Source organism: Thermosphaera aggregans, assembly GCF_014962245.1.
GTDB classification, from domain to species: Archaea; Thermoproteota; Thermoprotei_A; order Sulfolobales; family Desulfurococcaceae; genus Thermosphaera; species Thermosphaera chiliense.
In genome coordinates, this window is record NZ_CP063144.1 from 139,902 (window position 1) to 165,690 (window position 25,789).

At 50.0% G+C, this 25,789-nt stretch carries 18 protein-coding genes, 1 tRNA gene and 1 other RNA gene; 12 read left to right on the top strand and 8 right to left on the bottom strand.

The features are described from left to right. Nucleotides 1-16: 16 nt before the first annotated feature. The 6 genes from IMZ38_RS00880 to IMZ38_RS00905 all read left to right on the top strand — a co-directional run bounded on the left by IMZ38_RS00880 (nucleotide 17) and on the right by IMZ38_RS00905 (nucleotide 7,244). Nucleotides 17-1,297 (top strand): hypothetical protein, encoded by a 1,281-nt coding sequence (locus tag IMZ38_RS00880; RefSeq protein ID WP_193436331.1) that lies wholly within the window; start codon nucleotides 17-19, stop codon nucleotides 1,295-1,297. 31 nt (nucleotides 1,298-1,328) lie between these two features. Next, nucleotides 1,329-1,412: transfer RNA gene (locus tag IMZ38_RS00885), tRNA-Ser, on the top strand. 696 nt (nucleotides 1,413-2,108) lie between these two features. Then, the gene (locus IMZ38_RS00890) at nucleotides 2,109-2,657 is read left to right on the top strand and encodes a transglutaminase-like domain-containing protein (RefSeq protein WP_193436332.1); all 549 of its coding nucleotides are present in this window, start codon (nucleotides 2,109-2,111) and stop codon (nucleotides 2,655-2,657) included. Nucleotides 2,658-2,868: 211 nt separating this feature from the next. Beyond that, nucleotides 2,869-3,012, top strand: a complete 144-nt coding sequence (locus tag IMZ38_RS00895) for a hypothetical protein (protein WP_193436333.1) — start codon at nucleotides 2,869-2,871, stop codon at nucleotides 3,010-3,012. 295 nt (nucleotides 3,013-3,307) lie between these two features. After that, nucleotides 3,308-4,489 carry a DUF401 family protein gene (locus IMZ38_RS00900; RefSeq protein WP_193436334.1) on the top strand — a complete coding sequence of 394 codons (1,182 nt, stop codon included), beginning with the start codon at nucleotides 3,308-3,310 and terminating at the stop codon, nucleotides 4,487-4,489. A gap of 97 nt (nucleotides 4,490-4,586) precedes the next feature. After that, nucleotides 4,587-7,244 carry a cation-translocating P-type ATPase gene (locus IMZ38_RS00905; protein ID WP_227410886.1) on the top strand — a complete coding sequence of 886 codons (2,658 nt, stop codon included), beginning with the start codon at nucleotides 4,587-4,589 and terminating at the stop codon, nucleotides 7,242-7,244. On the opposite strand, the gene IMZ38_RS00910 is transcribed toward IMZ38_RS00905, so the two are convergent. From IMZ38_RS00910 to sufC, 3 genes are read right to left on the bottom strand one after another with little or no spacing between them, the layout of a single operon-like run. Then, complete coding sequence (locus IMZ38_RS00910) at nucleotides 7,234-8,301, bottom strand: SufD family Fe-S cluster assembly protein (protein WP_193436335.1); 1,068 nt, start codon at nucleotides 8,299-8,301, stop codon at nucleotides 7,234-7,236. The two genes, IMZ38_RS00905 and IMZ38_RS00910, sit on opposite strands and share 11 nt — an antisense overlap. Then, a complete protein-coding gene (gene sufB / locus IMZ38_RS00915; RefSeq protein WP_193436336.1) occupies nucleotides 8,298-9,698 on the bottom strand; it encodes a Fe-S cluster assembly protein SufB in 1,401 nt (466 codons plus the stop codon). Before sufB ends, IMZ38_RS00910 begins: the two co-directional genes overlap by 4 nt. Beyond that, nucleotides 9,679-10,440 (bottom strand): Fe-S cluster assembly ATPase SufC, encoded by a 762-nt coding sequence (sufC, locus tag IMZ38_RS00920; RefSeq protein ID WP_193436337.1) that lies wholly within the window; start codon nucleotides 10,438-10,440, stop codon nucleotides 9,679-9,681. The genes sufB and sufC overlap by 20 nt, the downstream gene beginning before the upstream one ends. Nucleotides 10,441-10,583: 143 nt before the next feature. On the opposite strand from sufC, the gene IMZ38_RS00925 reads away from it, so the two are divergent. From IMZ38_RS00925 to IMZ38_RS00935, 3 genes are all read left to right on the top strand, one after another. After that, a complete protein-coding gene (locus IMZ38_RS00925) occupies nucleotides 10,584-12,125 on the top strand; it encodes an extracellular solute-binding protein (protein ID WP_193436338.1) in 1,542 nt (513 codons plus the stop codon). Nucleotides 12,126-12,200: 75 nt separating this feature from the next. After that, nucleotides 12,201-13,643, top strand: a complete 1,443-nt coding sequence (locus IMZ38_RS00930; RefSeq protein ID WP_193436339.1) for an ABC transporter permease subunit — start codon at nucleotides 12,201-12,203, stop codon at nucleotides 13,641-13,643. Nucleotide 13,644: 1 nt separating this feature from the next. Then, complete coding sequence (locus tag IMZ38_RS00935; RefSeq protein ID WP_193436340.1) at nucleotides 13,645-14,502, top strand: ABC transporter permease subunit; 858 nt, start codon at nucleotides 13,645-13,647, stop codon at nucleotides 14,500-14,502. Nucleotides 14,503-14,509: 7 nt separating this feature from the next. On the opposite strand, the gene IMZ38_RS00940 is transcribed toward IMZ38_RS00935, so the two are convergent. The 4 genes from IMZ38_RS00940 to IMZ38_RS00955 form a co-directional block, all read right to left on the bottom strand. Beyond that, the gene (locus IMZ38_RS00940) at nucleotides 14,510-15,682 is read right to left on the bottom strand and encodes an ABC transporter ATP-binding protein (RefSeq protein WP_193436341.1); all 1,173 of its coding nucleotides are present in this window, start codon (nucleotides 15,680-15,682) and stop codon (nucleotides 14,510-14,512) included. Nucleotides 15,683-15,735: 53 nt separating this feature from the next. Continuing rightward, nucleotides 15,736-19,155: a glucodextranase DOMON-like domain-containing protein gene (locus IMZ38_RS00945; RefSeq protein WP_193436342.1), complete on the bottom strand. Its 3,420-nt coding sequence runs from the start codon at nucleotides 19,153-19,155 to the stop codon at nucleotides 15,736-15,738. Between the two features lie 86 nt (nucleotides 19,156-19,241). Then, an RNA gene (gene ffs, locus IMZ38_RS00950) (signal recognition particle sRNA) lies at nucleotides 19,242-19,522 on the bottom strand. Between the two features lie 52 nt (nucleotides 19,523-19,574). After that, nucleotides 19,575-20,657: a site-2 protease family protein gene (locus IMZ38_RS00955; protein ID WP_193436343.1), complete on the bottom strand. Its 1,083-nt coding sequence runs from the start codon at nucleotides 20,655-20,657 to the stop codon at nucleotides 19,575-19,577. A 68-nt stretch (nucleotides 20,658-20,725) separates the two neighbouring features. Here IMZ38_RS00955 and IMZ38_RS00960 point away from each other — a divergent pair, with 68 nt between their 5' ends. Further along, nucleotides 20,726-21,439 (top strand): nucleotidyltransferase domain-containing protein, encoded by a 714-nt coding sequence (locus tag IMZ38_RS00960; RefSeq protein ID WP_193436344.1) that lies wholly within the window; start codon nucleotides 20,726-20,728, stop codon nucleotides 21,437-21,439. Here IMZ38_RS00960 and IMZ38_RS00965 read toward each other — a convergent pair. Beyond that, a complete protein-coding gene (locus IMZ38_RS00965) occupies nucleotides 21,436-22,506 on the bottom strand; it encodes an mRNA surveillance protein pelota (protein ID WP_193436859.1) in 1,071 nt (356 codons plus the stop codon). The genes IMZ38_RS00960 and IMZ38_RS00965 overlap by 4 nt on opposite strands. A 64-nt stretch (nucleotides 22,507-22,570) precedes the next feature. Between IMZ38_RS00965 and IMZ38_RS00970 the strand changes: the two genes are divergently transcribed. Both IMZ38_RS00970 and IMZ38_RS00975 read left to right on the top strand, forming a co-directional pair. Further along, nucleotides 22,571-24,961 (top strand): DNA-directed DNA polymerase, encoded by a 2,391-nt coding sequence (locus tag IMZ38_RS00970; protein WP_193436345.1) that lies wholly within the window; start codon nucleotides 22,571-22,573, stop codon nucleotides 24,959-24,961. An 87-nt stretch (nucleotides 24,962-25,048) separates the two neighbouring features. Then, on the top strand, nucleotides 25,049-25,735 hold the full coding sequence (locus tag IMZ38_RS00975; RefSeq protein ID WP_193436346.1) for a diacylglycerol/polyprenol kinase family protein: 687 nt from the start codon (nucleotides 25,049-25,051) through the stop codon (nucleotides 25,733-25,735). Nucleotides 25,736-25,789: the final 54 nt, after the last annotated feature.

A 25,789-nucleotide genomic window follows, 5' to 3' on the forward strand; every position in this document is an offset into this window, starting at 1 on the left:
CAATATAAAACACAGCATGGTGACCTTTGAAATGAGGTTTAGAATGGTTTTAGCACTATATGTCGCGGTTTTACTGGCATCGTTCATCCTGCACATGCCGGTTGAGGTTCAGCGGCATATCTTCCACACTGTTTTAAACCCTAGCCCGCTCTACAACGACTTCTACAGCTCATACTATAAAGGCATTCTCGCCAACCCTTGCGGGAGCCCGGATAAATGGTTTAACCAGGAGACCAGGGCTACGCTGTGCAGCGGTGGAAGCACCCTACCTATTCCATACCTTGACTACAAGCTACCTGAACAACCCTTGGCGGGAATGGCCTTCCTAGGGGTGAGCAGCCTGGCATTCCTGTTCTCCAGCAACATGTCCTCCACAGCTTACGCAACCGCTTTCTACATCATCCAGTCATTAGCCTCAAGCATCTCGATCCTGATCGCGCTCGTACTGTTCCATAGGAGGTTTTCAGACAATGTTGATGAGCGGTGGCTTCCACTAGGGTTCGCCAGCATACTGGTATACGGAGTATACGGCTTCGACTCGCTGATCCTGCCACTGTACATCTTGTTCCTGTCCAGCCTTCTATCAGGGGAGCATCATAAAGCACTCCTATACGCTGGGCTACTTGCAACATGGAACCCGTTCTTAACAATCCTGCTCGGGCTGAGCCTGATCTACATGCTGGAGTCATACCACCCGTTGAGACACTATGCTGGATTAATACCTCCCCTCGCAGCCTATGCAGCATTATACCTTGCCAACCCATCCTCACTAGGATTCCTCGTGTCAAACTACCTTACCCCTGTCTTCAACAGCAGTGTTTACTGGTTGTTCACAGGGGTTGCGGGCTCTCAATTACTGTACGCGGTGGCATGGGGGTTGTTGTCAACAATAATACTCATCCTCTACGGGCTTAGGCCCCTGGGGAAGCCTACTGCCGTGCACACCGCCCTGCTCATCCTAGCATCCTGGGCTCTGAACCCTGTGGCCGTTCCCCAGACCATACTGTTCGCAATACCGCTACTCTACCTCTGCAGGGTTGACCCAAGGCTCCGCGCCTCGACAGTAATCTCCGAGCTTTTAAACGCACTAATAATCGCTCTATGGTTCCAGGACAGGCTTTTGAGAGAGGTTTTAAACAACACCCTGGGGCTGGGACTCCCCGTTGAAAACAACCCTGCCTCAACATCATCGCCCGTGTTCTGGATAATCCAGCTTAGAAACGTCCTGCTGATAGCGTTAACCGTGAGGATGATTTCAGACTACTGGGAGCTTGTTGTAAAGCAGTGGAAACATTAATAAGTTGTGGAAAAGTAATATGAAAACCGGAGCCGGGGTCGCCTAGCCTGGTAGGGCGCCGGCCTGCTAAGCCGGTGGGGGATTCCCCGCGCGGGTTCAAATCCCGCCCCCGGCGCGTTCCTTTTTAAAACTTTTGCAACAGCCTAGAGAGGCTCATTCCATCGATGCGGGTGCATATACCTTCCATATTACCAGACACTATTGAAACAAGGCCAATTTTTCCTGAAAAACTTCGAATCTCTAGTAAGAGGTTACACGATAAAAATACTAACACTCTATAATCACTACTTTAAATTCTATTTTTCCTGTGCTTGAAATATTTCTTCATTGACATCTTATTATACTGAATACAGAATTTTAAAAAGTGTAAAAATATGATAAGGTTTAAATATCTAACATTCATAATGTTAATGTTTTAGATTAGAGATGAAATGCTGTGGCATGGATCAAAAGGAATGCTGGAATGAACCTCGGTAAGTTGCAGACTGTTATTGTTCTTCTATGGATCCTAATATTATGTATTCCAACCTCTATTTTGCCAAGCAGAGTTCTATACTATTACATTGTTAAGTATTTTAACCTCTTCGATCCCATTCTACTCAATCCCCTTGGCCCAATGATAATTCTAATAATGATAATGTTGCAGTTCTTATCTTATTCTCTATTATTCTTTTACCTATTGCGGAAACTCCCCCAACTAAGACGGAAAATTAGGTTAAACCTTCAGCACCAAACAGCTAGTTCTTTCGATGTTCTTACCTCCTTCTTAGCTGTTTTTATAGTAATGTTCTTACTCGAGACTTCTCTATGTATGACTTTATTCCTTCCCGTGGAGCATGATGTAGCCTCGCTTGTAAATTCTACTCCCATGGCATGCGGGGATGATTTTGAATGCTTGGTAAGGAAAGTAGTTGACTATGTTGATGCCAGGCTTAACTCGTCGTGGAACAATCCTATGGCGGTTTTAGAAATTGACAACACCCTTTCTTCGTTTGATTACTCGTTCTTAAGCGTTTTAGGCTTTACCCGGGCGCATGTTATACTGTGGCAAGGCTGGGGTTCTTGCGGACAGTACGCTATCACTGTTGCGTATTTGATGAACAGGCTAGGCTATACCGCTAGAATATCACGGTTTCTAGACATAGACCATATGTGGGCAGAGGTGTTCGCAAACGGTACGTGGTATATTGTAGACCCTTGGTATATAGGAATCGTCTACGAGAACCAGCACCATGGCAACAGACACCTGGTACCAGCAAACATTTTAGCATCATTGGAAAACTTTACTGGCTACCATCAGGTCTCATGCGAATATTTTAATGAAACAATCACGAATTGCACTAGCGAACATGGGTATTGAGGAAGAGTTCTTTTAACTGCTCCATAATCCCCTGTTCTTATTATTGCTCGCCCAAGGTTTAGCAGTGATTGGTAAACCTCTATTTGAACCGGTATTTCGTTGTTTCTGGTTGCAATATGATGTTTTTATGGAGCATGCTACGGCATGGTGTTCACACTGAAAGAGTGCTTGTCATCTCGACAAAGGGGAAGCTGAAGTCGTTAGACCTGACTTGCTTGAGAAGTATGGGAAGAAAACTATCGACATAAACACTGACAAAGTAGTTAACGAATATTTTGAGACTTTGCAGGTTGGACTACTTGAACCCGTTAAACGGGTTAAGCAAATTCCTGTTGCCACTGTTTATGGCGGATAAGCTGGCGTATCTAGCACTGCAAGACGTACAGATAAAAACACCGTGACAATCTAACCATTTTCATTGCATTAGACGACACTTTATGCAACACCCTGAGAATGCAAGGCTCATAGCCAAGGTTCAAGGATGATATTGACGAAATGTAACTCCGCCTTTCGCTACCGACAGCTTTTCGGCAGTATTGGTATTAGGGGTTTCATTGATGATTTGGTTTCGCCTGTTTGCCTATGTGTTAGAATTCTTTAAGCCTGGGTTTTATTAGAGATGGATGGTTGTGGAAGGCGGTTGTTGATTGATGCTTGCGTTGGACCCTGTGGTTGTGTTCGCGGTTTCAGTGTGCTTGGCTATAGTTCTTGTGTTGAGGAGAGTTAATATTGCGTTAGCAATAACTACTGCTTTCCTGGTTTACTCTATCCCGTTGCTGGGTTTGAGCGTTTTCAACGTGGTGGCTGAGTCTTTCAACGCTACAATGGTTAACACCGTGGTATCTCTAACCCTTGCAATGGTTCTTGCAAACCTTTACAGGAGCACAAGGGCTTCAAGGGAGATGGTTGAGTCTTTCGAATCCCTCGGCTGGAGGACTGCTTCAATAGGCGTGCCCGCTGCGATAGGGTTGCTACCGATGCCTGCTGGCGCGTATGTTTCAGCCACAATGATCGACCCGGTCTACTCAAAGGCTGGTTTCAACGGGGAGGAGAAAACCTTTCTCAACTACTGGTTTAGACACATATGGGTTTCAACATGGCCTCTCTACCAGAACATCATACTAGCTTCCGCATTACTCGGGCTAACCTATAGTGAGATCTTCGCTAGGACATGGTTTATAATGGCTTCTTCAGCACTAGCCGGGATCGTATTTTTCGCCTACATCTCCAGGAACAGCGTTGTCAACGCTGGCGGGAAGTACAGGTTGAAAGGGCTGATCCACCTCTGGCCCTTCCCGTTGATAGCGTTCCTCTCCATAACCCTCAACCTACCGCTCTACCTGGCCCTCTCAACAGTGGTGGTGTTATTCCTGCTACTATACCGTCCCGGCGGAGAAGTGGTTAAGCAATCGGTTAAGAAGTCTCTCGACCCAACCCTAATAGGCTTGATAATAGTCTCCCTCGTCTTCGGCAACGCTATAAGGGCGAGCGGGCTGGCGGATACCTTAGCTCAGCGCCTAGCAGGCTACGGTGCCCTTGCAGTTTTCACCGTTCCATTCTCAATAGTCATAGCCACTGGTTTCGAGTTCACGTTCGTAGCGCTAGGCTTCCCTGCTTTGAAAACCCTGCTAACAGCAACATGGTACTATACAACCCTTGCATTCCTTGGAGGATTCCTAGGAGCAATGCTCTCCCCCGCGCACGCATGCCTGGTTATGTCTGCGAAACACTTCAACACACCTATCCACAAGGTGTACAAGTACACGGTGCCCGCGGCCGTGCTAACGCTTTCAACAACCCTGCTCCTTCTCACCCTGGCACGGATGATTTAATGCTTCAACACAACAACATGTAACACGCTCCAGGATTCTACCAGGTTAAATATATTATGCGCTTCACTCGTTGATTGTTTACAAGGGGGTTTAAGCATTGAGCAAGCCATGGCACTCAATGAAGCCTGAGGAAGCCCTGGCACAACTCAACGTTAACCCGGAGACAGGTCTCTCCAGCGAGGAAGCTTCCAGGAGGCTGACCCAGTACGGGCCTAACGAGATAATTGTTAAGAAGAAGCACCCGGTCTTCCTCCTGCTACACCAGTTCTCCAACTTCCTCATCATAATACTCTTAATAGCCACCGTGATCTCGGCTGCTCTCGGAGAGATCGTGGACGCTGCAGCCATCATCACCATTGTGATCATAATGGGAGTGATGGGCTTCATCCAGGAGTACAAGGCTGAGAAAGCTGTTGAAGCATTAAAATCCATGGCAGTCCCCTACTGCACTGTGCTGAGGAATGGTGTTTTAACCGAAATACCTGCTTCACAGCTTGTCCCAGGGGACATCCTCATTGTCAAGGAAGGGGATAAGGTTCCTGCTGACGCAAGGATTATTGAGTCAGCAGACCTCCTCGTCGACGAGTCCCCTTTAACCGGTGAGTCGACACCGGTGGAGAAGGATTCTGAATCATTGCTCCCCCCGGAAACCCCTGTGAGCGATAGGAGGAACATGGTTTTCAGAGGAACCTATGTTGTCGGAGGGAAGGGGAGGGCTGTAGTAGTCTCAACAGGCTCCTCGACAGAGATAGGGAGGATTGCCAAGGCTATTGCTGAGGCTAAGGAGGAGAAGACTCTTCTAGAACAGGAGCTTGACTCTTTCGGGAAGAAGATAGGGTTGATAATACTGGGGATAGCGGCCGTGGTCTTCGTGACATCCTTGATAGAGGGGTATCTGGGAGTTGTAGAAGCCTTCATGGTTTCAGTAGCCCTAGCTGTTGCGGCAATTCCTGAAGGCCTCCCTGCAATAGCCACAGCCCTGCTCGCCATAGGGGCGTATAGGATGGCGAAGAAGAAAGCACTGGTGAGGAGGCTTGGGGCTGTTGAAACCCTGGGCGCTGTGGACGTTATATGTAGCGATAAAACAGGGACAATCACCAAGGGAGAGATGACGGTTAAGATAGTGAAGATGATTGGAAAGCACTGCACGGTTGAAGGGGCAGGTTATGAGCCTCTTGGAAGAGTGGTGTGCAATCCAGGCGATCCCCGGGATGATTCATTCCTGTACGAGATCCTAGCCGCGCACACAAGCGTTGACGTTGCCTTAACCAGGGATAGCTCCTCGTGGAGGGTGAAGGGCTCTCCCACTGAGGGAGCAGCCTTAGTGCTCTCGTACAAGGCCCTGGGTGAGGAGGGTGTTAGGAAAGCTGTTGAGAAATACCCGTTGGTGAAAACATACCCCTTCGACAGGTTCAGGAAGAGGAAGACAACGGTTCACCAGGTAGGGGGTAAATACCTGGTTGTGTCAACCGGGGCCCCGGAGCTCCTGCTCGATGTTTCAACCAAAGTACGGGGTAGCGGTGAGGAGGAGTTGACGAGAGAGGTGAAGGAGGCCTTGTCAGCGGAGATTGAGAAACTGGCTTCACAGGGCTACAGGACTTTCGGGGTTGCGTACAAGTGGATGGATAGCTTCAGCGAGGATTACGATGTATCACAGGTTGAAACAAGCCTCGTCTTCTACGCTATCCTAGGGATAATAGATCCGCCGCGGGAAGAGGTTGTGGAGGCTTTGAAAACAGCGAGCAAGGCTGGTATTAAAACAATCATGGTTACAGGAGACCATAAGCTAACAGCTATCGCTGTAGCCAGGATGATTGGCTTGGAAGCCAGTGAGGAAACAGTCCTGGAGGGGAGGGAGCTGGACAGGATGAGCGATGAGGAGCTTGCCAGAGTAGTTGACAAGATAAACGTTTACGCAAGGGTCACGCCCGAGCACAAGGCAAGGATTGTTAAAGCGTTGAAAGCTAAAGGCTACAAGGTCGCTATGACAGGGGATGGTGTTAACGACGCCCCGGCTTTAAAGCTCGCTGACGTAGGCGTGGCGATGGGGATAAGGGGGACGGATGTCGCTAAGGAGGCTTCACAGCTCATCCTCCTGGACGACAACTACTCCACAATTGTTGAAGCGGTTAAGGAGGGCAGGGTGATATTCGATAATTTGAAGAAGCCTATAAACTACTTGCTAACAGCCAACATGGGCGAGGTAGGCACTGTTTTCGGCGCTGAACTACTGTACCTTCCGCCCCCGCTGAGACCCATCCATCTGCTATGGGTCAACGTTGTCACTGACGCTCTCCCCGCAGTAGCCCTAGGCCTTGAGCCGGCTGAGCCAGGCATTATGGAGAAGCCTCCTTCAGAGTACAGAGGAGGGTTGATAACTAAGAGGAAAATCCTGTACTACGTCTTGTTCGGAGCACTCATATCCGGTTTCACAATACTAGCTTACACTATGAATTCTCAAACACTGTTAATGGCTCAGACAGCTGCTTTCACGACAATAGTGCTCTCAGAGTTCGGCAGGGCTTTAGCATCGAGGAGTGAGAACAAGCCTGTGTGGAGGATAAGGTTTAACAAGTGGCTTATCCCAGCGCTAGCCACGTCACTAATGCTCCATGTTGTCACCATCTACACGCCGCTGAACCAGGTATTCTACACTACCCCGCTACCTCTGAGCATGTGGGTTTACGGGCTTGCCGCCTCGCTCTTAATATGGCTTATAGATGAGGCTAGGAAGGTAATCGGGGTTAGGATCTAGCCCTTGGAAAACCCTTCATCCTCCTCTTTATTTCACCGTAGCAGTAGCTCCTAAGCTCCTCCGGCATTAAACTGGTTAACAACCCTGTCAGCACAATGTTCTTAGCCTCCTCGAAGCTCAGCCCTCTCGTAGCCAGGTAGAAGAGCTTGTCCTGTGTGACCAGGTAGTTTCTAGCGTAGTGCCTAGCCTCCAACACCCTGTTACTGTTAACCTCTAGAAACGGTTGCATGTACGCTACAGCCTTCTCCTCAAGGATTGATTCAAACCCGTACACCAGCCTGGCCTCTGAGGCTTTAGGCGATATCGTCCCCCTGCCTCGCACACTACCTGCTGAATGCTTGCTCATGTAGAGTGTTGAGTAAAGGTTTAGCGTGGTGTTTAAACCGTCGACAAGCCCGTCGAGCACAGCGTCAATCCTGCTGTTCTCGTTTAAAACACCGGTTAATCTCACAAGCGTGAAGGAGTTGCCGCCGGGCTTGAACAAGCCCTCAATCCTCATCATCCTCCCCGGGTTAACCAGGAAGACAATATTGCCGACCGATCCACTCCCGGTCTCCACTCTGAAGTTGACGCTTGAAGCAGACTCAGAGGCTTCCTCTAAATCCACGACTACGTTGGCTTCAACACCGTCGGCTACGTTGATATTCAACCCCAGCAGCAATAAGCCATTCGACACTTTGTTCACAACCTTTAACACGAGCGTGCCGGGTGAATCAATCCTCGCTATAAGGTTTCCAACACTCACGCCTGTCTCAACTGCTGGCTCCACTTTGATAAAGCCCCTTCCCCCGTGGAAGCCGGCGAGGACTGCTTCGCTGTTCAAGATCATGTGGTATTTCGGGAGGGCTGAGTTGAGCTCGTAAAGCCTTATCTCGCCGAGGCCTTCTACTCGAGCATTGCCCGATGTTTCAACCACTAGCTTCTTATCCAACCCTACCTCGTTGTTGACGAGCTTCTCTAAAACATTCTTGAAAACACTCCAGTCAGTGTAGTGCTTCACTGTTGGCGAGTCTCCGTGCTTCTGGAACCCTTCCCTAAGCAGCTCCGTGATGCTCAACCCACACCACCCATCTCGCTGAACTCTAGTTGGATAACTTTTGTAAGCATTGAAACATATTCGAATGGGAGTCTCGGGAATACATCCCTTATGAAGCCAAGTATCATGAGCGATAACGCTTCCCTCTCGGAGAGACCTCTAGACTTCAGGTAAAATAACTGGTCCTCGCTAATCCTAGCGGTTGTTGCCTCGTGGGCTATGTCAGCATCGTTCTCGTAAGCGTGTATTATAGGGTATGTGTAGCTCTTGCTCTCCTCATCCAGGATCAGGCTCTCACACTGGACGAAGCTTTTAGACCCTCTAGCACCCTTGTTAACCTGCACCATACCCCTGTATATGTTAACCCCGCGCTTAGCGCTAATGCTCTTGGAGACCACCCTACTTGACGTGTAAGGGGCTGCGTGAACTATTTTCGAACCAGTATCCTTGATGAACGGCCCGTTGGCAATCCCTACAACCGTGCTGTTAGTCTTAGCGTACTCTCCCTTCAGGATGGTTGAAGGATAGGTTATTGTTATCTTGCTCCCAATGCTTCCCTCTATCCACTCAATAACCGAGTTTTTCTCAGCAATCCCTCTCTTATTGTTGAAGTTGACAATATCCCTGCTCCAGTTTTGAACGGTTACGAAGCTGAGCTTCGACCCTTCGTGAGCGTAAAGCTCAACCATGCCGTCGTGGAAGCTGAAGGTTTTAAGCCTCGGCGCGCTACAACCTTCGATGAAGGTTATCTCGCTGTTCACATCTGTTACCACGACAGTGTGTTCAAACTGACCCTCTAGCTCGCTTCCAATGAAGAAGAATGCTTCAACAGGATAAGGTATTTTAACGTTCCTAGGCACGTACACGAAAACCCCGCCGCTCCACAAGGCGTGGTGGAGGGCTGCGAACTTGTGATCCGTGTAGGGGAAGACCCTTCCAAAGTATTGTTTAACAAGGTCGGGGTATTTCCGAACAGCCTCCTCCATCGGGACCATGACGACTCCCAGGTCTTTCAGCAAATCCTTCATCGCTGTGTAAACGCTCTCACTGTCAAGCACTGTTGTCAAGCCTGCAAGATATTTCGCATAGGTCTCGGGGAGGTTGAGCTTCTCGTAAATCCTCCTAATCTCCTCGGGGAGGTCCTCCCATTTCTCAACCTTAGCGTGAGCAGGCTTAACATAGTAGGATGATATTTCATCGAGATCTATGCTCCAAACACCCGTCATCCATTTCGGCATGGGGGCTTTTTCAAAATACTCGAGAGCCCTCAGCCTGTGGCGGGTCATCCACTCAGGCTCCTTCTTAAGCCTCGAAATCTCCTCGACCAGACCCCTGGAAATCTTCCCCCTTAACTCAACCTCTTTCGGGTAAAACACCCCCTCGAGATAGACTTGCTCGTCAAGTTCCAGCACCCTCAACGCTCACAGCCTCCAGCCACCTATAGCCCTCCCTGTTGATCTTGTCGATAAGCTCCAAGCCTCCTTCAGCAACGAACCTGCCCCGGTGCATAACGTAAACCCTGCTTGGGGAAACATACTCTATGACCCTGGGGTAGTGTGTGATCAGTATTATGGAGGAGCCTGCGGACAGCGCTTCCTTAATGTAGTCGGCAACGCTCCTGACACCGTCAACATCGAGGCCGCTGTCAGGCTCGTCGAGAATAATGTACTTAGGCCTGATCACCCGTGCCTGCAGGATCTCCGACCTCTTCTTCTCTCCCCCGCTGAAACCAAGGTTTAAATCCCTTTCAAGCAACTCCTCCTTCAACCCTATTAGAACAGCCTCATTCCTAACCCTCTTCTCCAATCCTTCAACATACTCTGAAATATCCATCCTCCCCATCTTCTTGTTTAAAACACTCCTGAGAAGCATGAAGAGGTTTACACCAGGGATTTCAACAGGGTTTTGAAAAGCTAGGAAGAGCCCTGCTAGCGCGCGCTCGTGAGTCGGCCTGGAGGTGTAGTCAACCCCGTCTATTATCACGCTACCGGAGACAACCTTATACTGGGGGTGACCCATGACAGCGTAGGCCAGGCTACTCTTACCGCTACCGTTAGGGCCCATTATCACAACCAGCTCGCCGGAGTCAACCTTGAAGCTGACGCCGTTGACAACTCTCCGCTCGGAAACCTCGACGACGAGATCCTTTACCTCAAGCATCGGAAACACCCTTGGATATTAATATTGTTATTGATGTTTAAAAACCAGTATGAAACAACATGTTGCTTGAAACAAAAAGTTAAATCGTCTTTGAAAAAGTTTTTTAGAACCACGGTAGAATAGTTTAATTGAAGGTGAAACCCTTGAGTAAAGCTCTAACGAAGATCCAAGCTGTGATTATAGTTTTAATCGTGGCGGTAGCGGCCATTGCCGGAGCATATCTTATTTCTCAGCAAATAGGAGCACAGCAAACCACAACAACTCAGACAACAACCCCCACTACCACGCCGACCGGAACAGAAACCACTACAACCCCTACGGGAACAGGTACAACAACCCCGCCCCCTGCAGGCAACGTGATATTAATCGGTGATTTGTCAATCACTGTTCCAGCCAACTTCAAAGCATTCGTCGACGCAGCCAAGGATGGAAGCATCTCCGTTACAATATACTTCGGTCACGCATTATCCCAGGACGAGTTCAACGCATTCCAGCAAGTAATCGACATGTTCAAGCAGGAATACCCTGGCATCAACGTTGTTCCAATACCCTACTCCAGCATGGATGCGTTGAAAACACAGATTTCTGCGATAGCGGCGCTCCCGCCGGAGCAGAGGGAGAGCTTCATAGGCCAGGCGCCTGATGTTTTCACATGGGCTCACGACTGGATAGGCTCCTTCGCTGATAAGGGATGGATACTGGATCTTGAAACATTTATTGGAACAGAAGCAATTATCAACGATATCGCCCCGGCTATACAGCCCTTAGCGATGTCCGCAGTTACCTATAAGCTTAAGACGTATGGACTCCCCTACGCGGGTGAGGCAATCGCCCTCATTGTTAACAAGCAGTTGGTTCCCAATCCGCCAACCACTTTCGATGAAATGAAGAATATCATGCAGCAGTTCCACAATCCTAGTGCAGGCAAATACGGACTATCCTACCAGTTTGACCCCTACCACCTCTACCCGTTCATCACCGCGTTCGGCGGATACTACTATGATGAGGAAACGGGATCCGTCGGTGTTAACTCTACTGGGACGAAAGATGGTGTTAAATTCTACATTCAAAACGTCCTACCATACCTAGACACCTCGGACCTCGGCTTTAACAACCAGCTGAACAACTTCCTCACAGGTAAAACACCTATGATAATAACTGGCCCATGGGCCCTGCCCTCAATTAAGAACGCTATTGGGCTGAACAATATTGAAGTAGTACCTATTCCAAACATAGGCAACAACGTTCCGAAACCGTTCAGCGGTTTCAGAAACCTCTACCTCACAATCCTAGCTAACTCCGGAGGCGTTCAAAGAACCTACGCGAGCGTCCTTTTCATACTGTACATGGCTCTGAACGATAACGCGTTGAAAATACTTGTCGAGCAGAACGGTTACGTACCTGTTAAACAATCAGTAATACAGTACGTCGTCAACAACAAGTCCCAGTACCCTGTAGTATACGGTTTCATGCAGCAGGTCCTGAGGAGCTCGCCAATGCCTAAAGACCCCAAGATGGACAAGGTGTGGGGAATCGGCACCAACCTGAACGCTATAATCGGCGAGTACACTAATGCCTTAGCGGAGGGTAAGACTGTCGAGGAGGCTATTCAGGCTGCTATCGCTGTTGTGGATCCGCAGCTCGACGAGGCATATGCAACCATAATGCAGAGCATGGGCAGGTGATAGTTATATCCTACACTTCTTTTTTCCCGCAAATCCCTTTGAGAACCATATTGATTGTTTAGAAGGGGTTTTCCCATGAGCGTTAAAAAGATTTTATACCCTTCACGTATCGGAGTCGCGCTTGCCTTAGCGAGCATCATTCTCTACGTTTTCTTCAGTATTTGGCCTCTTTTCTTCTCCATTGGCATAGCGTTCACAAACGCTACTGAGGAAAACCTTCTCCCAAACCCTGATGTTTTGAAAGAAATAGACAACACGTTAGCATGTATTGAAGCAATTACAACACAGGAGAACCTGTCAACCAGGGCTGAAGCAGTTGTTGAAAGAGTCACCAATACTTTGAGAGAGCTTGAGAACGAGTTGATTGCTTTCAAACAGGCTGTCGAGGAGTCAGAGGATCACACCACAGACTTGTACGTTATGTTCAACGCCTCGGCCATATATGTCACAGCTCAAGGACTCAGGCTTATACCTGAGCAGGTTCAGAAAACGTTCAACTGTACCGAGATAGGTTTCCAGCCGACGAGACCCTTAATCTCTTCGGAAGCCGTTAACAACCTTAGCGTGATATACTCCTCGGTATCCCAGCTCTCTTCCCAGTACATCGTGATGGGCAGGGAGGAGTTGTTGAGCAGGATTGACTCAGCAATCCGCTTGATACGTTCAGCAGAGGAGTACTTCATAGGGATGAGCAGTGATCTACAAGGCTACTTCGACACGGTTTCCCAGAGCCTGATAAACGAGCGAAACAGGTTGACAATGAGGTTTATAGGGCTTGAGAACTTTCAAAAACTTTTCACGGACCCCAGGTTCGTCTACTCCCTGTACAAGACAGCTGTTTTCGTGGCTACAAGCGTGCCTCTCAAACTCCTAGCCGGGGTAGCGCTAGCATTCCTCTACTCCTCACCGCTGGTTTGGGGGCGCAAGGTGTTGAGAGGCTTAATACTCGCGCCCTGGGCGATCCCAATCCTTCTCTCAGGATTGACGTGGAGGTTCCTGTTCAACCCGAACGGCCAGCTCGGGAGGATGCTTGGATTAGACATTTATAACTACGAGTGGGACGCGTTCCTCGTCTACAACTTGTTCGAAACCTGGCTTGCATACCCGTTCATAATGACGGTTACCATGGGGGCTCTCGCAGGGGTTTCCAAAGACCTTGTGGAAGCATCGTACATAGACGGGGCCTCAACCTTCACAAGGCTGAGAAGGGTTGTACTACCCCTCATCTCGAAGCCCTTGATGTTTGCTACAATACTTACGACGGGAGCTTCTCTACAAGCATTCATGGTTCCCCTCCTACTCAACGCAGGAGGCCCAACTAAAACCATTTCAATCCCAGGTCTTGGAACACGCTCAGGAAACGTTAACGAGTTCCTCATACTGTTCGGCTACAACAGGGTGTCGATAGACAAGGACTACGGGTATGCTGCTGCAACATACCTTGTTATAGTCATGATACTATTAGTCTACGTTACCATATGGTTTATCTCCTCGAAGAAGCTGAGAGGTGGGCGGTGAAATGGGCTTCAGCCTTGGTAAATCGGTTTTGAAAATCTTTGCGACAGTCATGGGGTTTACAGTACTGTTCGCTATGCTGTACCCTGTACTATTCATTGTAATACAGTCTATAACGCCTGAGAAAGGCATTATTCTGACAAGCCTAACCCAGGTTTTCGAGTACGGGATGACTTTTGAAAACTACCTGAGGGCTTTCCAGGACCCTCTCTTCTACAACGCGCTGATAAACAGCGCCATAATATCGTTCTTAACGATCCTGATATCCGTAGCCGTGATCACGCCTGCAGCCTACAGCTTCTCAAGGTTTAAATTCTTCGGGAAAGACACACTCCTATACGTCTACCTTATACTCAGCCAGGTTGGAGGAGGCTTCGGGATCATAGCTGTGATAGCCTTGTTCATGTTCCTAGTAATCCTCAACTCGTGGGGTATACCAATATTCAACATGTGGGTTCTACCATTCATATATGCCTCAGGAGCTGTGCCGTTTCAAACCTGGCTTATAAAAACATACTTCGACAACCTCCCCAAGGAGCTGGATGAGGCAGCCTTCATAGACGGCGCTAGCTGGAGTCAAATCGTCTTCAAAATCGTCCTGCCTGCTTCGAGAAGCGCCATGGTAATTATAACACTCTTCTCCTTCATGGGGGCCTGGGGCGAGTTCTTCGTGGCTAACCTTCTGAGAATACAGACTCTTGGAGCATATATTTTCCAGACAGCAATAGGTCCAAGAGGTGAGCAGGCCCCGTCGCTGTTCGCAGCCCTAGCCTTAATCTACGCTATACCCGTCATACTGGTCTACATATTCGCTCAGAAATACATTGGGGAAGCATACAGGATGGGAGCTGTCAAGGGTTAGAAAACAGTTAAGCCAGGAGCCTGCCGCTCTTCCTGCTGAACAGTAACGCCTTCCTCAGGTTAAACTCCAGGTAAACCTCCTCTCCAGGCTGGAAGGCCAGGCCTGCTGGTTGCCTAATCTTCAACAAGTCCTCGCCCATCTTAATGTTCAATATGGTTTCAGAACCCAGCGGCTCAACAACCTCAACCCTTGTTTTCAAAACACCGAGGCCGCTCCTAGCCTCCTTGAAAACCAGCGTATCCTCCGGCCTCACACCCAGGTAGACCTCGGACTCTCCCTCGCCGAGAAGCTTGGATCCAAGGGAGGGGTCGAGCGGGATGTTCAACCCTTCCCTGCACTCTAGGACAATGCTTGTGGAAACCCTGCCGCTCCCCATGACTCCACCCTCGAGCTCAAGGGGGACAACATACTCTAGAGGCTGCTTCTCAACAACAGTGCACTGGATAAGGTTCATGGGCGGGGAGCCTATGAAGGTTGCGACGAAAGTGTCCGCGGGCCTGGAGTATAGCTCATCCGGTGTTCCAACCTGGGCAACCCTCCCCTTGTTCATTACCGCTATCCTGTCAGCCATCCCCATAGCCTCAACCTGGTCATGAGTCACGTATATCGTGGTTATCCCGAGCTGCTTTTGAAGCCTCTTCAGCTCACCCCTCATCAGCACCCTAAGCTTAGCGTCCAGGTTGCTCAAGGGCTCGTCAAGCAGCCAAACCTTCGGCTTCCTCACAAGGGCTCTTGCCAGTGCAACCCTTTGCTGCTGACCCCCGCTCAGCTGGGAGGGATACCTGTCAAGCAACTCCTCAATACCCAGGAATTTAGCGATTTCCAACACTCTCTTTTTAATCTCATCCTTCGACAGGTTGAGTGCTTTCCTGCGCGATTCAAGCGGGAAGGCTATGTTCTCGAAAACCGTCATGTGAGGGTAGAGAGCGTAGTTTTGGAAAACCATTGCTATATCCCTGTCCTTGGGATGGACATCGTTGACAACCCTGTCGTCAATGTAGATGAACCCCTCGTCAGGGAATTCTAAGCCTGCTATAAGCCTCAGGGTCGTGGTTTTCCCGCAGCCCGAGGGGCCTAGGAGGGAGAAGAATTCCCCATCCCTAATGTCGAGGTCTACGCGGTCAACCGCTACTACCTTGCCGTATTTTTTAACAACCTTCTCAAGCCTTACACGTGCCAAGTATCGTCACACCCTAAGAAAATTAATGTGTTTTCAAGGAAAAAAATTATTTCCTAAGGCCTCCTCCTCATGAACAGGAAGGCTGTCAATCCTACCACTATTAACACGACCACTACGATGATGATTAAGGTGTAATCGAAGGGCTGTGCCGGGGTGGTTGGCTCCGTGGTTGTGGCTGGAGACGTTATTGTAGTTGTCGGGGCGGTCGTGGTTGTAGTGGGGGTTGTTGTCTCAGTGGTTGTCGTGGTTTCTGTTTCAGTAGTCGTGGTGGTTGTAGTTGTCTCCGTAGGCTGCACGACTGCTCCAACACCTCTCACAGTGGCGAGGGTCTTGGCTTCAACACTGTAGCTCCGGAGCATGCTGTACTGGTCCTCCTTAGTCTCCGCCAGCAGGTCGAGCACGTATGGTAGGACGTTGTTGAGGACTGCTAGAGCATAGTCTGATGGAACCCCTACGACCCATTCTCCGCCGCCGATCTGGAAAGCCCTTATCTTGCTTGGCGAGTAGCCATCGTGGCTTGTAACCGCGACCGTGTAGATCCACTTATCAATGTTGCCGGCATCGTAAAGCATTGACTTAGGTATCTCCACGATGATCCTGTTATTGCCTGTGTCAGCGTACACTTTGAAGTCTCCTCCCTGAGCCGTCGGCAACTCCTTATCATAGTAGTATATACCGGTTTTCTCGCCGATTGGAACAGGGTCCGAGCCCCAGCCGGGCGCAACGATGAGGGCCATGTGCCATGCGTGCTCCTCAGCTATCTTCACGTTTAAACCGTAGGTATCGGTTTTACCGCCGCTCATTGTTGTGTGAACGTATATGTGCACCTGCTGCATACTCCACCCATTAGGGCCTCCCCACGGGTTACCGCCCAGGTTTCTGAAAGCAATGGTGAACACTACCTTGTCCCCTGCGTCGGTAACCTGGAATTTAACCAGGTCGAACACTCCAGGCGCGAACACGGGGTTGGATGGGTAGGTGTAGCCTCCCGCGCCGTCGTCGTCGCCCACGGGATCATCCATTTCGAACACTATGGTTCCTGTGACAGCTTCTATTGGAACCTGTAGCTGATGTGTTAAGCCAAGCCTTGAAGACCACTCAACCAGCGCGTTATCATAGTAGACTGCTACCACCAGGTAGGTGTACTCTCCCCTGGGTATTCCCAGCAGGTTCCATGGAACAGCTGCTTCGAAGCTTGTTGAGCCAGCCCCCACGCCGTTGCCCACGCTGATCCATGAGCCGTTCCCGTTCGCAGCATTAACCTTCACCGTTGAGTTAGCCGGGTAGATTAAAACCTCCCTCACCAGGTACATTCCCAGGTCGACAGGGGTATGCCTCGGGTAGACGTTGTAGCCGGGGTTTAACGGTGACAGGGATGTGTTCGAGGATGTGAAGTACACGGCTACCGCCAGCTTGCCGAGGTCTATCCCTGTTGCCGAAACATTGAAGCCTATGTAGAGCTTGCCAGGGTCGAACAGTATTAGAGCATTCCTAACATAGGTGGAACCTACTGTAATGTTTAAGCCTGCGCCGCTGGATATGCTGTTCCACCACAGGCTTTCGAACACGCCGTCAACAGTGACCGGGGTGCTGACGGGGCTTGGAATATTAGTGTTCAACGAGCCTATTGGCCTGCCGTCAGGGTATGCTTTAACGTTAAGATAGTCCGGGACGGTGAGGCCGGCGAGCTCGTACGCTGCTTTCAAGTATGCTTTGAAAATCGGGTCGAAGGTCTCAGGGGAGCCTCCCCCATCCCCACCGTACCACCACCACCAGTCGCTTGCCTCTGCTTTCAACAAGTATTTCGCGATATCAGGCCTCTGCTCATACAGTTGCTTAAAGCTCCCTAATCCCAGCCTCTCCAGTATGCTACTCCTAGCCCTTGCAAGCCACATCCAAGCCACGTTCTCCTGCCTGTCACCAATCCAAGTGGTTAGCTCTCCGCCCGACCACGAGCCCTCTGGCAGCCTTACCTGCACAGTCTTCCTTGGGAGGTTCCCGTAATCATCGCCGTAGCCGACTGGAGGGATGTTTGAAATATCCTTACCGGCGAGGTCCAGGTACTGGTAGTTCTGAAGCGGGAGCTGCTTAGCCGTACCTGGGAATCTCTCTATAAACTCGCGTGGGGTAACAGTCTCCAGCACTCCCTGCCCCTGGAGCTCTGTGATCCTCTGGTAGAGCGTGTTCAGGAACAGGTCTCCAAAATTCTCATAGTTCTCCCAGGGGTTCTCACCGTCGAGCGCTACCACCACGAGCCTCGGCCCCGTGGCCTGGTTCCTGAATGACAGGACCTTGTTGACGAAATCGTTAACCGCGTCCACATGGTTCCAGTTGCTGTACTGGAAGCTTAAGAGATTGCTCAGCTCCGTGTTCCTGAAGAAGACGTATATCCTGCCGGATGGGAAGTCTATGTACCATGGAACGCCCAGGTTGTTTATATCGCTCGTTGATACGCCGGTCTTAGCCAGTATTGACTCATCCGTGATAGTCCATGTGATACCGGCTTTCCTGAAAGCCTCGACAACGTAGGAGTTCACGGCTTGCTCCGCAGGCCACGCCCCAACCGGCGTGTAGTTGAAATGCCTCTTAAACAGCTCTATGCTAACGTTAACGTGTACTTCAATATCCTCCGACCAGTCGAAGTCTACAACAATGGGTGCTAGCGGGTGGCTGTACGGTACAGGTATCAGCTCGGCCTGACCCGTTGAGGAGAGGTTGCGGTAGATCTGGGTTATCCTGGACATCATGTCCTCGTGAACCTCGAGAATCCTCTGCAAGTCGCCAACGGTAAACCCTGGTGAGCTATACTGTTTTGCACGGTTCATTAACTGGTAGATGTCAGGGTACTGCTCCTCTGCAACACTAGGATCGATCCAGAACAGGTTGAACAATACTGCAAGGTCAACCACGTTCTGACCAGTCAGGTTTCCGCCTGTGAACTGGTTCACGACACAGTCCACAAGCTCCTGCTCAGTCACCGCTGTAGCCGAGCATGTTGAGAAGGCTGACTGGGCAAGGCTCCTGAGCTGGCTGAATCTCGGGATAACGTTGACAATCCTGTTCCAGTTTATGTCGAAGAACCCGCCCGGGGTTCTCAGCATGGAGAATACTTCAGTCTTGTTCACAGTACCGTTGACAATCTTCCACGATATGATCTGCCTAATATCCATCTTGCCGTTCTCAACATAGTCGACAAGCATCTCTAACAGTGAGCCTGAGAACGTGAACGTTGCCTTCACATCCGGGTACTTGCTGAGGATGTAGGCCATCTTGTAGTAGTTTCCAACACTGTGCATCCTAACCCATGGAAGGGTGAAGTAGGACTCGTCCACGCTGTAATACCATGGCTGATGATAATGCCATACAAGCGCTAGATATATCTTCTGCTCAGCAGACTCCGCCCTCGGAGGAATTAACGCTAGGCTGAATAGTAACATGGTTAGTAGTAGAATAGAGACTAATCCCCTATACATTCAACCACCATGATCATTAAAATACGTCTCCAACGCTTATTAATCTGCCTTCAATCAGTGTTTAAACAATTGATTAAACAACCCGCGGGCCGCAGCCCCATGCACAGCGTGGAAGACCCTGCCAGAGCCCTTCCACGCAGGTCTCAACCCCGGTGACCCATGAACGCTTGCGGCCAGGGTTAGGTTGCTCCCTTCCGGGCCTGGCCGGGTTCCCCTGGCTAAGACGGTTCACCCTCCCCCTCCAGGGAGGGCTCCGCCACCGCAAGCCCCATGGGGCGGGGGTCATTGCCTTACGTGGGGGTTGACAGGGCCCTGCCACGCCGTGCATGGTTGTCTGGCCCAGTAAACTAGGCCCTCCCCACGGCCCGCGGGCGTTTTAATATTTTATTACAGGAGATTATTAACTATTTTTCCAGCGGTTAGAACGGGATAGGGGCTATCATAAGCACTAGGATTACGGTGCACATGCTGTTAACGATCAAGCCAAGCTTATTCCCCAGCACCTCGTAGACTATTCTCCCGCCGTCCGTTATGAATATGGGGGCGGCGTTGATCAATGCTAGGTTGAAGTTTACCAGGTATATCCATGAGAACGCTTTCAACAACCCTGTTGATGATGAGTATCCGAGGAGCCTTGCTAACCCTTCAGCCGGCACCCTTGTCTCGGTCAGGTTGACCCCGAGCTTCACGGGGGTGCTGTTCTTGTAGAACTGCTTGACAACTACTTCCCCGTTAGGCTTCAAAACCTCTAGAACAAGCACGCCCTCGCTACTGCTTGAGAGAATGCTTCTCAAGCTTTCAAAACCCGCCAGCCTGGTCCCGTTAATGGTTAGCAGTATGTCACCACTTGAAATCCCCAGGGATTCCGCCAAACCCCCCTGCTCAACCCCTAGCACGTAGAGGGCAGGTGTTGACGAGAGGAGAATTATGGCTAGGAAGGCCAGCCCGATGATAAAGTTTACTGCAACGCCTGCTGCTAGAATGCTCGTCTTAGCCTTCAAAGGCGAGGGGTTAAACCTCTCCTCTGAGACTTCGACAAAGGCTAGTGGAAGGATGAATGCTATCATGAATCCGAAGGACTTAACCTCCACGCCGTTGCTAACAGCTGTTTTAGCGTGGAAGTATTCGTGAGTGATTGCCGCAATGCTTACAGCGATTATGAAGTAGAGTATGTCCAAACCCTTTATGTTAACCCCCGGGATCAATAAGACTGCTCCCGGAGCATTGCTCACAACTCTTGAAACAACAGTGTTGACGGAGAAGTATAGGAATAGCCCGAGGGAGAGCGCGAACAACCCCGTGAAGACGTAGCTCAGCTTTTTGAAAACCCTGCTCGTCTCCAAAGCAGATTTCTTCCTAAGGATGAGGATGACCCCGTACTTCAACTCTACACTGCTGCTTCCCGTAAGCTTTTTCGAAAACCTGAGCAGTGCGTTAAGCACTAGCCACAGCGCTAGGATCGCGGTCAACGCTGTTGCGAACACGTCCATGTATTTAAACACACCAGAGTAGAATATTGTTAAATGTGCTTTAAATAATAATTGTCAGTGAAGGGTAGAGGACCCGGGTCTTGGTCAGGGAGAAGGTTAAGAAAACGCCGGAGTTCAAGGAGGTTGTTTACAACGAGGCTCACTGGAGCCTGCTGAGGAGTTTGAGAAGGGAAGCTATTAGAATAGTTGAAGCCTTAGCCGTCACCGGGTTAAACCCCGTGGTGCACGGGAGCGTTGCAAGAGGCGATGTATGGGAAGGGAGCGACATAGACGTCTTCATCCCCTACCCGGTACCCTCGTACAAGCTGGAGTATGTTCTAGATTTGAGCGGGCTCCAGGTCAGGAAGAAGTATATTGTGATGGCAACCCCTGCAAACACTCCTAAAGCATACATCGTGCTGGATGATGAGGAGAGGAAAACCGTGAGCTTCCCCCTCGCGGATTTGAAGCCCCGCGAGTACGAGTTCTACAGGTTTGGGGGACTGCTCGACAAGGATGGATTAGCCAGAGATAGGCGGGTTCCCGGGGTTAACAAGAAGCTTGTGTTGATCGAGCCGGTTGCTAACGGGCACTTAGAATCTCCAGTGATAGGTTTCGAAAGCGTTGTAGCCGAGAAGCTCGGTATCAGTGTTGAAACAGTTCTCGAGAGGGTTAGGGTTCTCAGCAGGAGGGACAGTGTTGGGAGGACAGGGGTTTTCCTCAAACACGTGCTACAGCCTGACGAAACCTTCGAGCACGCTATACAGGAGCTTGCGAGAAGGAGCAGTATTGTGCGGAGGGCTCTCCAGCGTTAGCAGGTCTTGCTCTGCAACGGGTATCTTAAAACCGCTATGATGCCTCCGAAACCGCTTACTTCAACGCCAACATCCGATCTCCCAGGTATGATCCAAACGTCTGCTTTCGATGAGAATGCTTTGTCAAGGGTTTCGAGAACCCTGTTCCTAACTCCTTCATCACCGCTCTTAATCAGGTCTGAGACAACGACAAGCCTGTCTACAGCGCTCATCAATGCTGCACAGTAGGCTTCTTCAACCCCGTAAGCAACCCTCTCAGGCTGCTCAACAACCAGTTTCTTGAAAACCTCGAAAACTTCGCGAGCCCTTATGATTGAAAGCTCTGAGACAGCTTTCTTGACAACATCTCTTCGAAGAAGCTCGTTTAAGCCGCTGCAACCCCCTATTGAGGTTGAGTCCACATATACTGGTAAACTCTTCAGCCCTGAGCGTATGAGATCGGCAAGCGTGTTTTTCAGGTCGCCTGGGCCGGCAACAATGACCGCGTCAACCTTCTCCCTTGAAGCATACTCTGATACAAGCATGAACACTTCTTCCAAGTAGTTTCTCAGCAAGCCGTCGTACCCGCTAGCGTACATCTTACCCGGCAACCTCCCATAGGCCTCGCTGAGCTGTACAACACCCTGCTCCGTCAACATGGCTATGCATGCCTCGTCATGATCAATATTCACCAGCATCACCCTCCTCCTCTTCACAGAGCTCCTTCTCAAGGCTTCAAGCTCGCTGGCCGACCACTTCTCCTTGAACACCACTAGGACGTCGCCGGGGGAGAGGTTGATCGTGTGGTAGTGTCCTTTCACGCCGAACTCCTCGGGCCCCTCCACCACAATACCTCTAACTCTCAGCCTGTCAGAGAACTCCTGGAACTCAAGCTTCTCCACTCTCAAGCCCAGGGTCATGGAAACCCTCCTGCTCGAGCCCCCCTCCCCCTGCTTCACCTCGCGGCTCGTCCTCCCGTAGACAATGTCCCCTGGGCTCAGGAGGTTGTACAGGATCCATAGGTCGTCCTCGTCCTCGACGAGTATTTTAATCCATCCCTTCTTTAAATCCTCCTCAAGTATTTTCAAGCCACACCACATTTACGAAGCATGTTTATGAGATTGTTTAAACATTATTTTTAAAGGGAAGCGCATGCTGCTGGATTTCTACCTGCTGGACGTCAGCTACGAAGTGGTTTCCCAGGAACCCCATATCATAATATGGGGTGTTACAAGGGATGGTAAGAGGGTTCTTTTAAGGGACAGGGGGTTTAGGCCGTACTTTTACGCTATTTTACGGGAGAAAGCGAATGCTGAAGCCGTTGCGAGAAGGATTATTGGCTTATCAGAGAGATCCTCGCCCATTATAAAGGCTGAGCCTGTTGAGAAAAAATTCTACGGTAAACCCGTTAACGCTTTAAGGATAACGACCGTGATACCGGAGTCTGTTAGAAGGTATAGGGAGAAGGTTAAGGAGATACCTGAGGTTGCCGAGGTTGTTGAGGCTGACATAAGGTTCAGCCTGAGATACATTCTCGACCATCATTTAAGACCGTGCGGATGGCACAGGGTGGAGGTTGAGGCCAGGGGTAAGAACCCGGTGTACAGGGTTGAGGAGGAGTACGAGGTTAAAGGAGAGATCACGCCTCTCGAGGACTGGTCGACCCCGGAGCTCAGGATCATGGCTTTCGATATCGAAGTCTACAGTGAAACAGGGTCTCCTAAGCCTGACAGAGACCCTGTCATAATAATAGGTGTTCTAACAAGTAACGGAGTCTTCAAGCAGTTCCTGGCCGACGGATTCAACGATAAGAACGCTATCATGGAGTTCGCCAGGTTCATCCAGACCTACGACCCGGACATCGTCGTAGGGTATAATAGCAACAGGTTTGACTGGCAGTACCTCCTGGAAAGAGCCAGCACGCTGGGCTTGAGACTGGATGTAGGGAGGAAGAGGGATTCTCCCCCGTCGACAAGCACTTACGGGCACGTCTCCGTGGCCGGGAGGTTGAACGTTGACCTTTACGATTTCGCGGATGAGATACCCGAGATCAAGATCAAAAGCCTCGACGTTGTCGCAGACTACCTGGGAGTGATGAAGAGGGATTCAAGGGTTTTAATAGACTACGTGGACTTCCCGAAGTACTGGAACGATCCTTCCAAGAAAGGGTTGCTTTTAAAGTACAACGAGGATGATGTCCGCTCGACGATGGGGTTGGCTGAAAAATTCCTCCCGTTCGCGATGCAGTTATCGAACATTACCAGGCTCCCGCTTGACCAGGTTGGGGCTGCGAGCGTGGGGTACAGGCTTGAATGGTTCCTGATGCACGAGGCGTTGCTGAATAACGAGCTAATCCCTAACAGGGAGGAGAAGGAGGCTGAAACATACAAGGGTGCCGTGGTGTTAACGCCTTTGAAAGGAATACATGAGAACATAGCGGTGTTGGATTTCACGAGCATGTACCCTAACATAATGATCAAGTATAACGTGGGCCCTGACACCATTGATAGATCAGGCGGGTGCAGCATAGCCAGCCACTACATAGCACCCGAGGTCGGGCACTGCTTCAGGAGGGAACCCCCCGGCTTCTTCAAGAACGTTCTCTCAATGCTCCTCGGCTTGAGAAAGCAGTTGAGGAGTGAGATGAAGAAATACCCGCCGACAAGCATGGAGTACAGGCTGCTTGATGAGAGGCAGAGAGCGGTTAAAATCCTGGCTAACGCGACATACGGTTACATGGGCTGGCTCGGGGCCAGGTGGTACTGCCGCGAGTGCGCTGAAGCTGTCACAGCCTGGGGCAGGACGATGATCACAACAGTGATCAACAGGGCGAGGGAGATGGGTTTGAAAGTAATATACGGCGACACCGACTCCTTGTTCGTTGAGAACGACCCTGTGAAGGTTAAGAACCTCGTGGAGTACGTTGAGAAGGAGCTGGGCTTCGAGATAAAGATTGACAAGATTTATGAGAGAGTCTTCTTCACCGAGGCTAAGAAGCGTTACGCGGGATTGCTCACGGATGGCAGGGTAGATATAGTCGGGTTCGAGGCTGTTAGAGGGGATTGGACAGAGCTCGCTAAGGAGGTGCAGGAGAACATTACCAGCATCCTCCTGAGAGAGAAGAACGTGGACAAGGCTGTTGAATACGTGAAAACAGTCATAGCCGACCTGATGCAGTACAAGATACCGCTTGAGAAGATGGTCATATGGAAAACCCTTACCAAGAAGATTGAAGAATACGATGTGGAATCACCACACGTCTCTGCTGCGAGAAAGCTTGAGAGGAAAGGGTTAAAGATAGATGTAGGGGATAAGGTAGGGTTCGTCATAGTTAAAGGAGCTGGGAAAATATCGGAGAGAGCTGAGCCCTTCAGCCTCGTCAAGGATCCAAGACTGGTGGATGTCAACTACTATATTGAACACCAGGTAGTGCCTGCAGCGCTGAGAATACTGGAGTACTTCGGGATCACGGAGGATGATTTAAAGAAGATTGCTTCAACAGCGGGTAAGAAGAGCTTGTTCGACTACCTTGGGAAACGCTAGGATTTAATGAGGCAGTGAAAATATATAAAAATAAGTATTTTACTTACTTCTAAACAATATTTTAGATAGTGGTTAAGAGGTTGGCTTATGCTGGATGGATTATCTACAGAGGTATTGATCAGGGAGTCAATCTATACTGCTATTTTATTCATATGGGTGTTGATCGTTGTAATCCCTCTCACGAAATTCACCTACAACATGATGATTAAGAAGAGGACCACGCACATCAAGGCCGTGTACTATAACAGGAAGATCATTCACATCCTAGCCGGCGGCGTCGTGTCAATATTAATCCCCCTTCTCGGGTACACCACGCCGTTAACGATTATCCCAATGCTCGTCCTCCTATTCCTTGCAACATACATCCCGCATAAGACAGGCAAGCTCCTCTACTGGTTCCAGGATCCCGACAATATCAACGAGGTGAACTTCGTCATAATGTGGGGTGCTGTAATGATTACCTCCTGGGTCGTGTTCAGGGACTGGGTTTACGGCGTTGTCCCCGTAGCATTCATGTCCTTCGGCGACGGGATAACCGGGATCGTGAGGAACGCGCTGTATAACAGGAGGAATAAGTCATGGTTCGGCAACCTTGCAATGGCTGTTGTAACAGTGCCCGTGGGGCAGATCATCCTCGGCCTCCCCGGGGCTTTCGCAGGACTGGTGGCAAGCATTATCGAGCATTTCGAGATACACAGCAAGATCGATGACAACATAACGGTTCCATTGGTCAGCTTCCTGATCATTCTAGGCTTCCGGCTCATCGGGGGTTAAATTTTCTTCCCCACACCCTGGTTATTACACCGGTTACTAGTTAACACTATCTAG

Bases quoted from the DNA above. Each gene is read 5' to 3' on its own strand.
- IMZ38_RS00900 (WP_193436334.1), top strand. From the start codon at position 3,308: ATGCTTGCGTTGGACCCTGTGGTTGTGTTCGCGGTTTCAGTGTGCTTG.
- IMZ38_RS00975 (WP_193436346.1), top strand. From the start codon at position 25,049: ATGCTGGATGGATTATCTACAGAGGTATTGATCAGGGAGTCAATCTAT.
- IMZ38_RS00890 (WP_193436332.1), top strand. From the start codon at position 2,109: ATGACTTTATTCCTTCCCGTGGAGCATGATGTAGCCTCGCTTGTAAAT.
- sufC (WP_193436337.1), bottom strand. From the start codon at position 10,440: ATGCTTGAGGTAAAGGATCTCGTCGTCGAGGTTTCCGAGCGGAGAGTT.
- IMZ38_RS00935 (WP_193436340.1), top strand. From the start codon at position 13,645: ATGGGCTTCAGCCTTGGTAAATCGGTTTTGAAAATCTTTGCGACAGTC.
- IMZ38_RS00880 (WP_193436331.1), top strand. From the start codon at position 17: ATGGTGACCTTTGAAATGAGGTTTAGAATGGTTTTAGCACTATATGTC.
- IMZ38_RS00930 (WP_193436339.1), top strand. From the start codon at position 12,201: ATGAGCGTTAAAAAGATTTTATACCCTTCACGTATCGGAGTCGCGCTT.
- IMZ38_RS00970 (WP_193436345.1), top strand. From the start codon at position 22,571: ATGCTGCTGGATTTCTACCTGCTGGACGTCAGCTACGAAGTGGTTTCC.
- IMZ38_RS00945 (WP_193436342.1), bottom strand. From the start codon at position 19,155: ATGTATAGGGGATTAGTCTCTATTCTACTACTAACCATGTTACTATTC.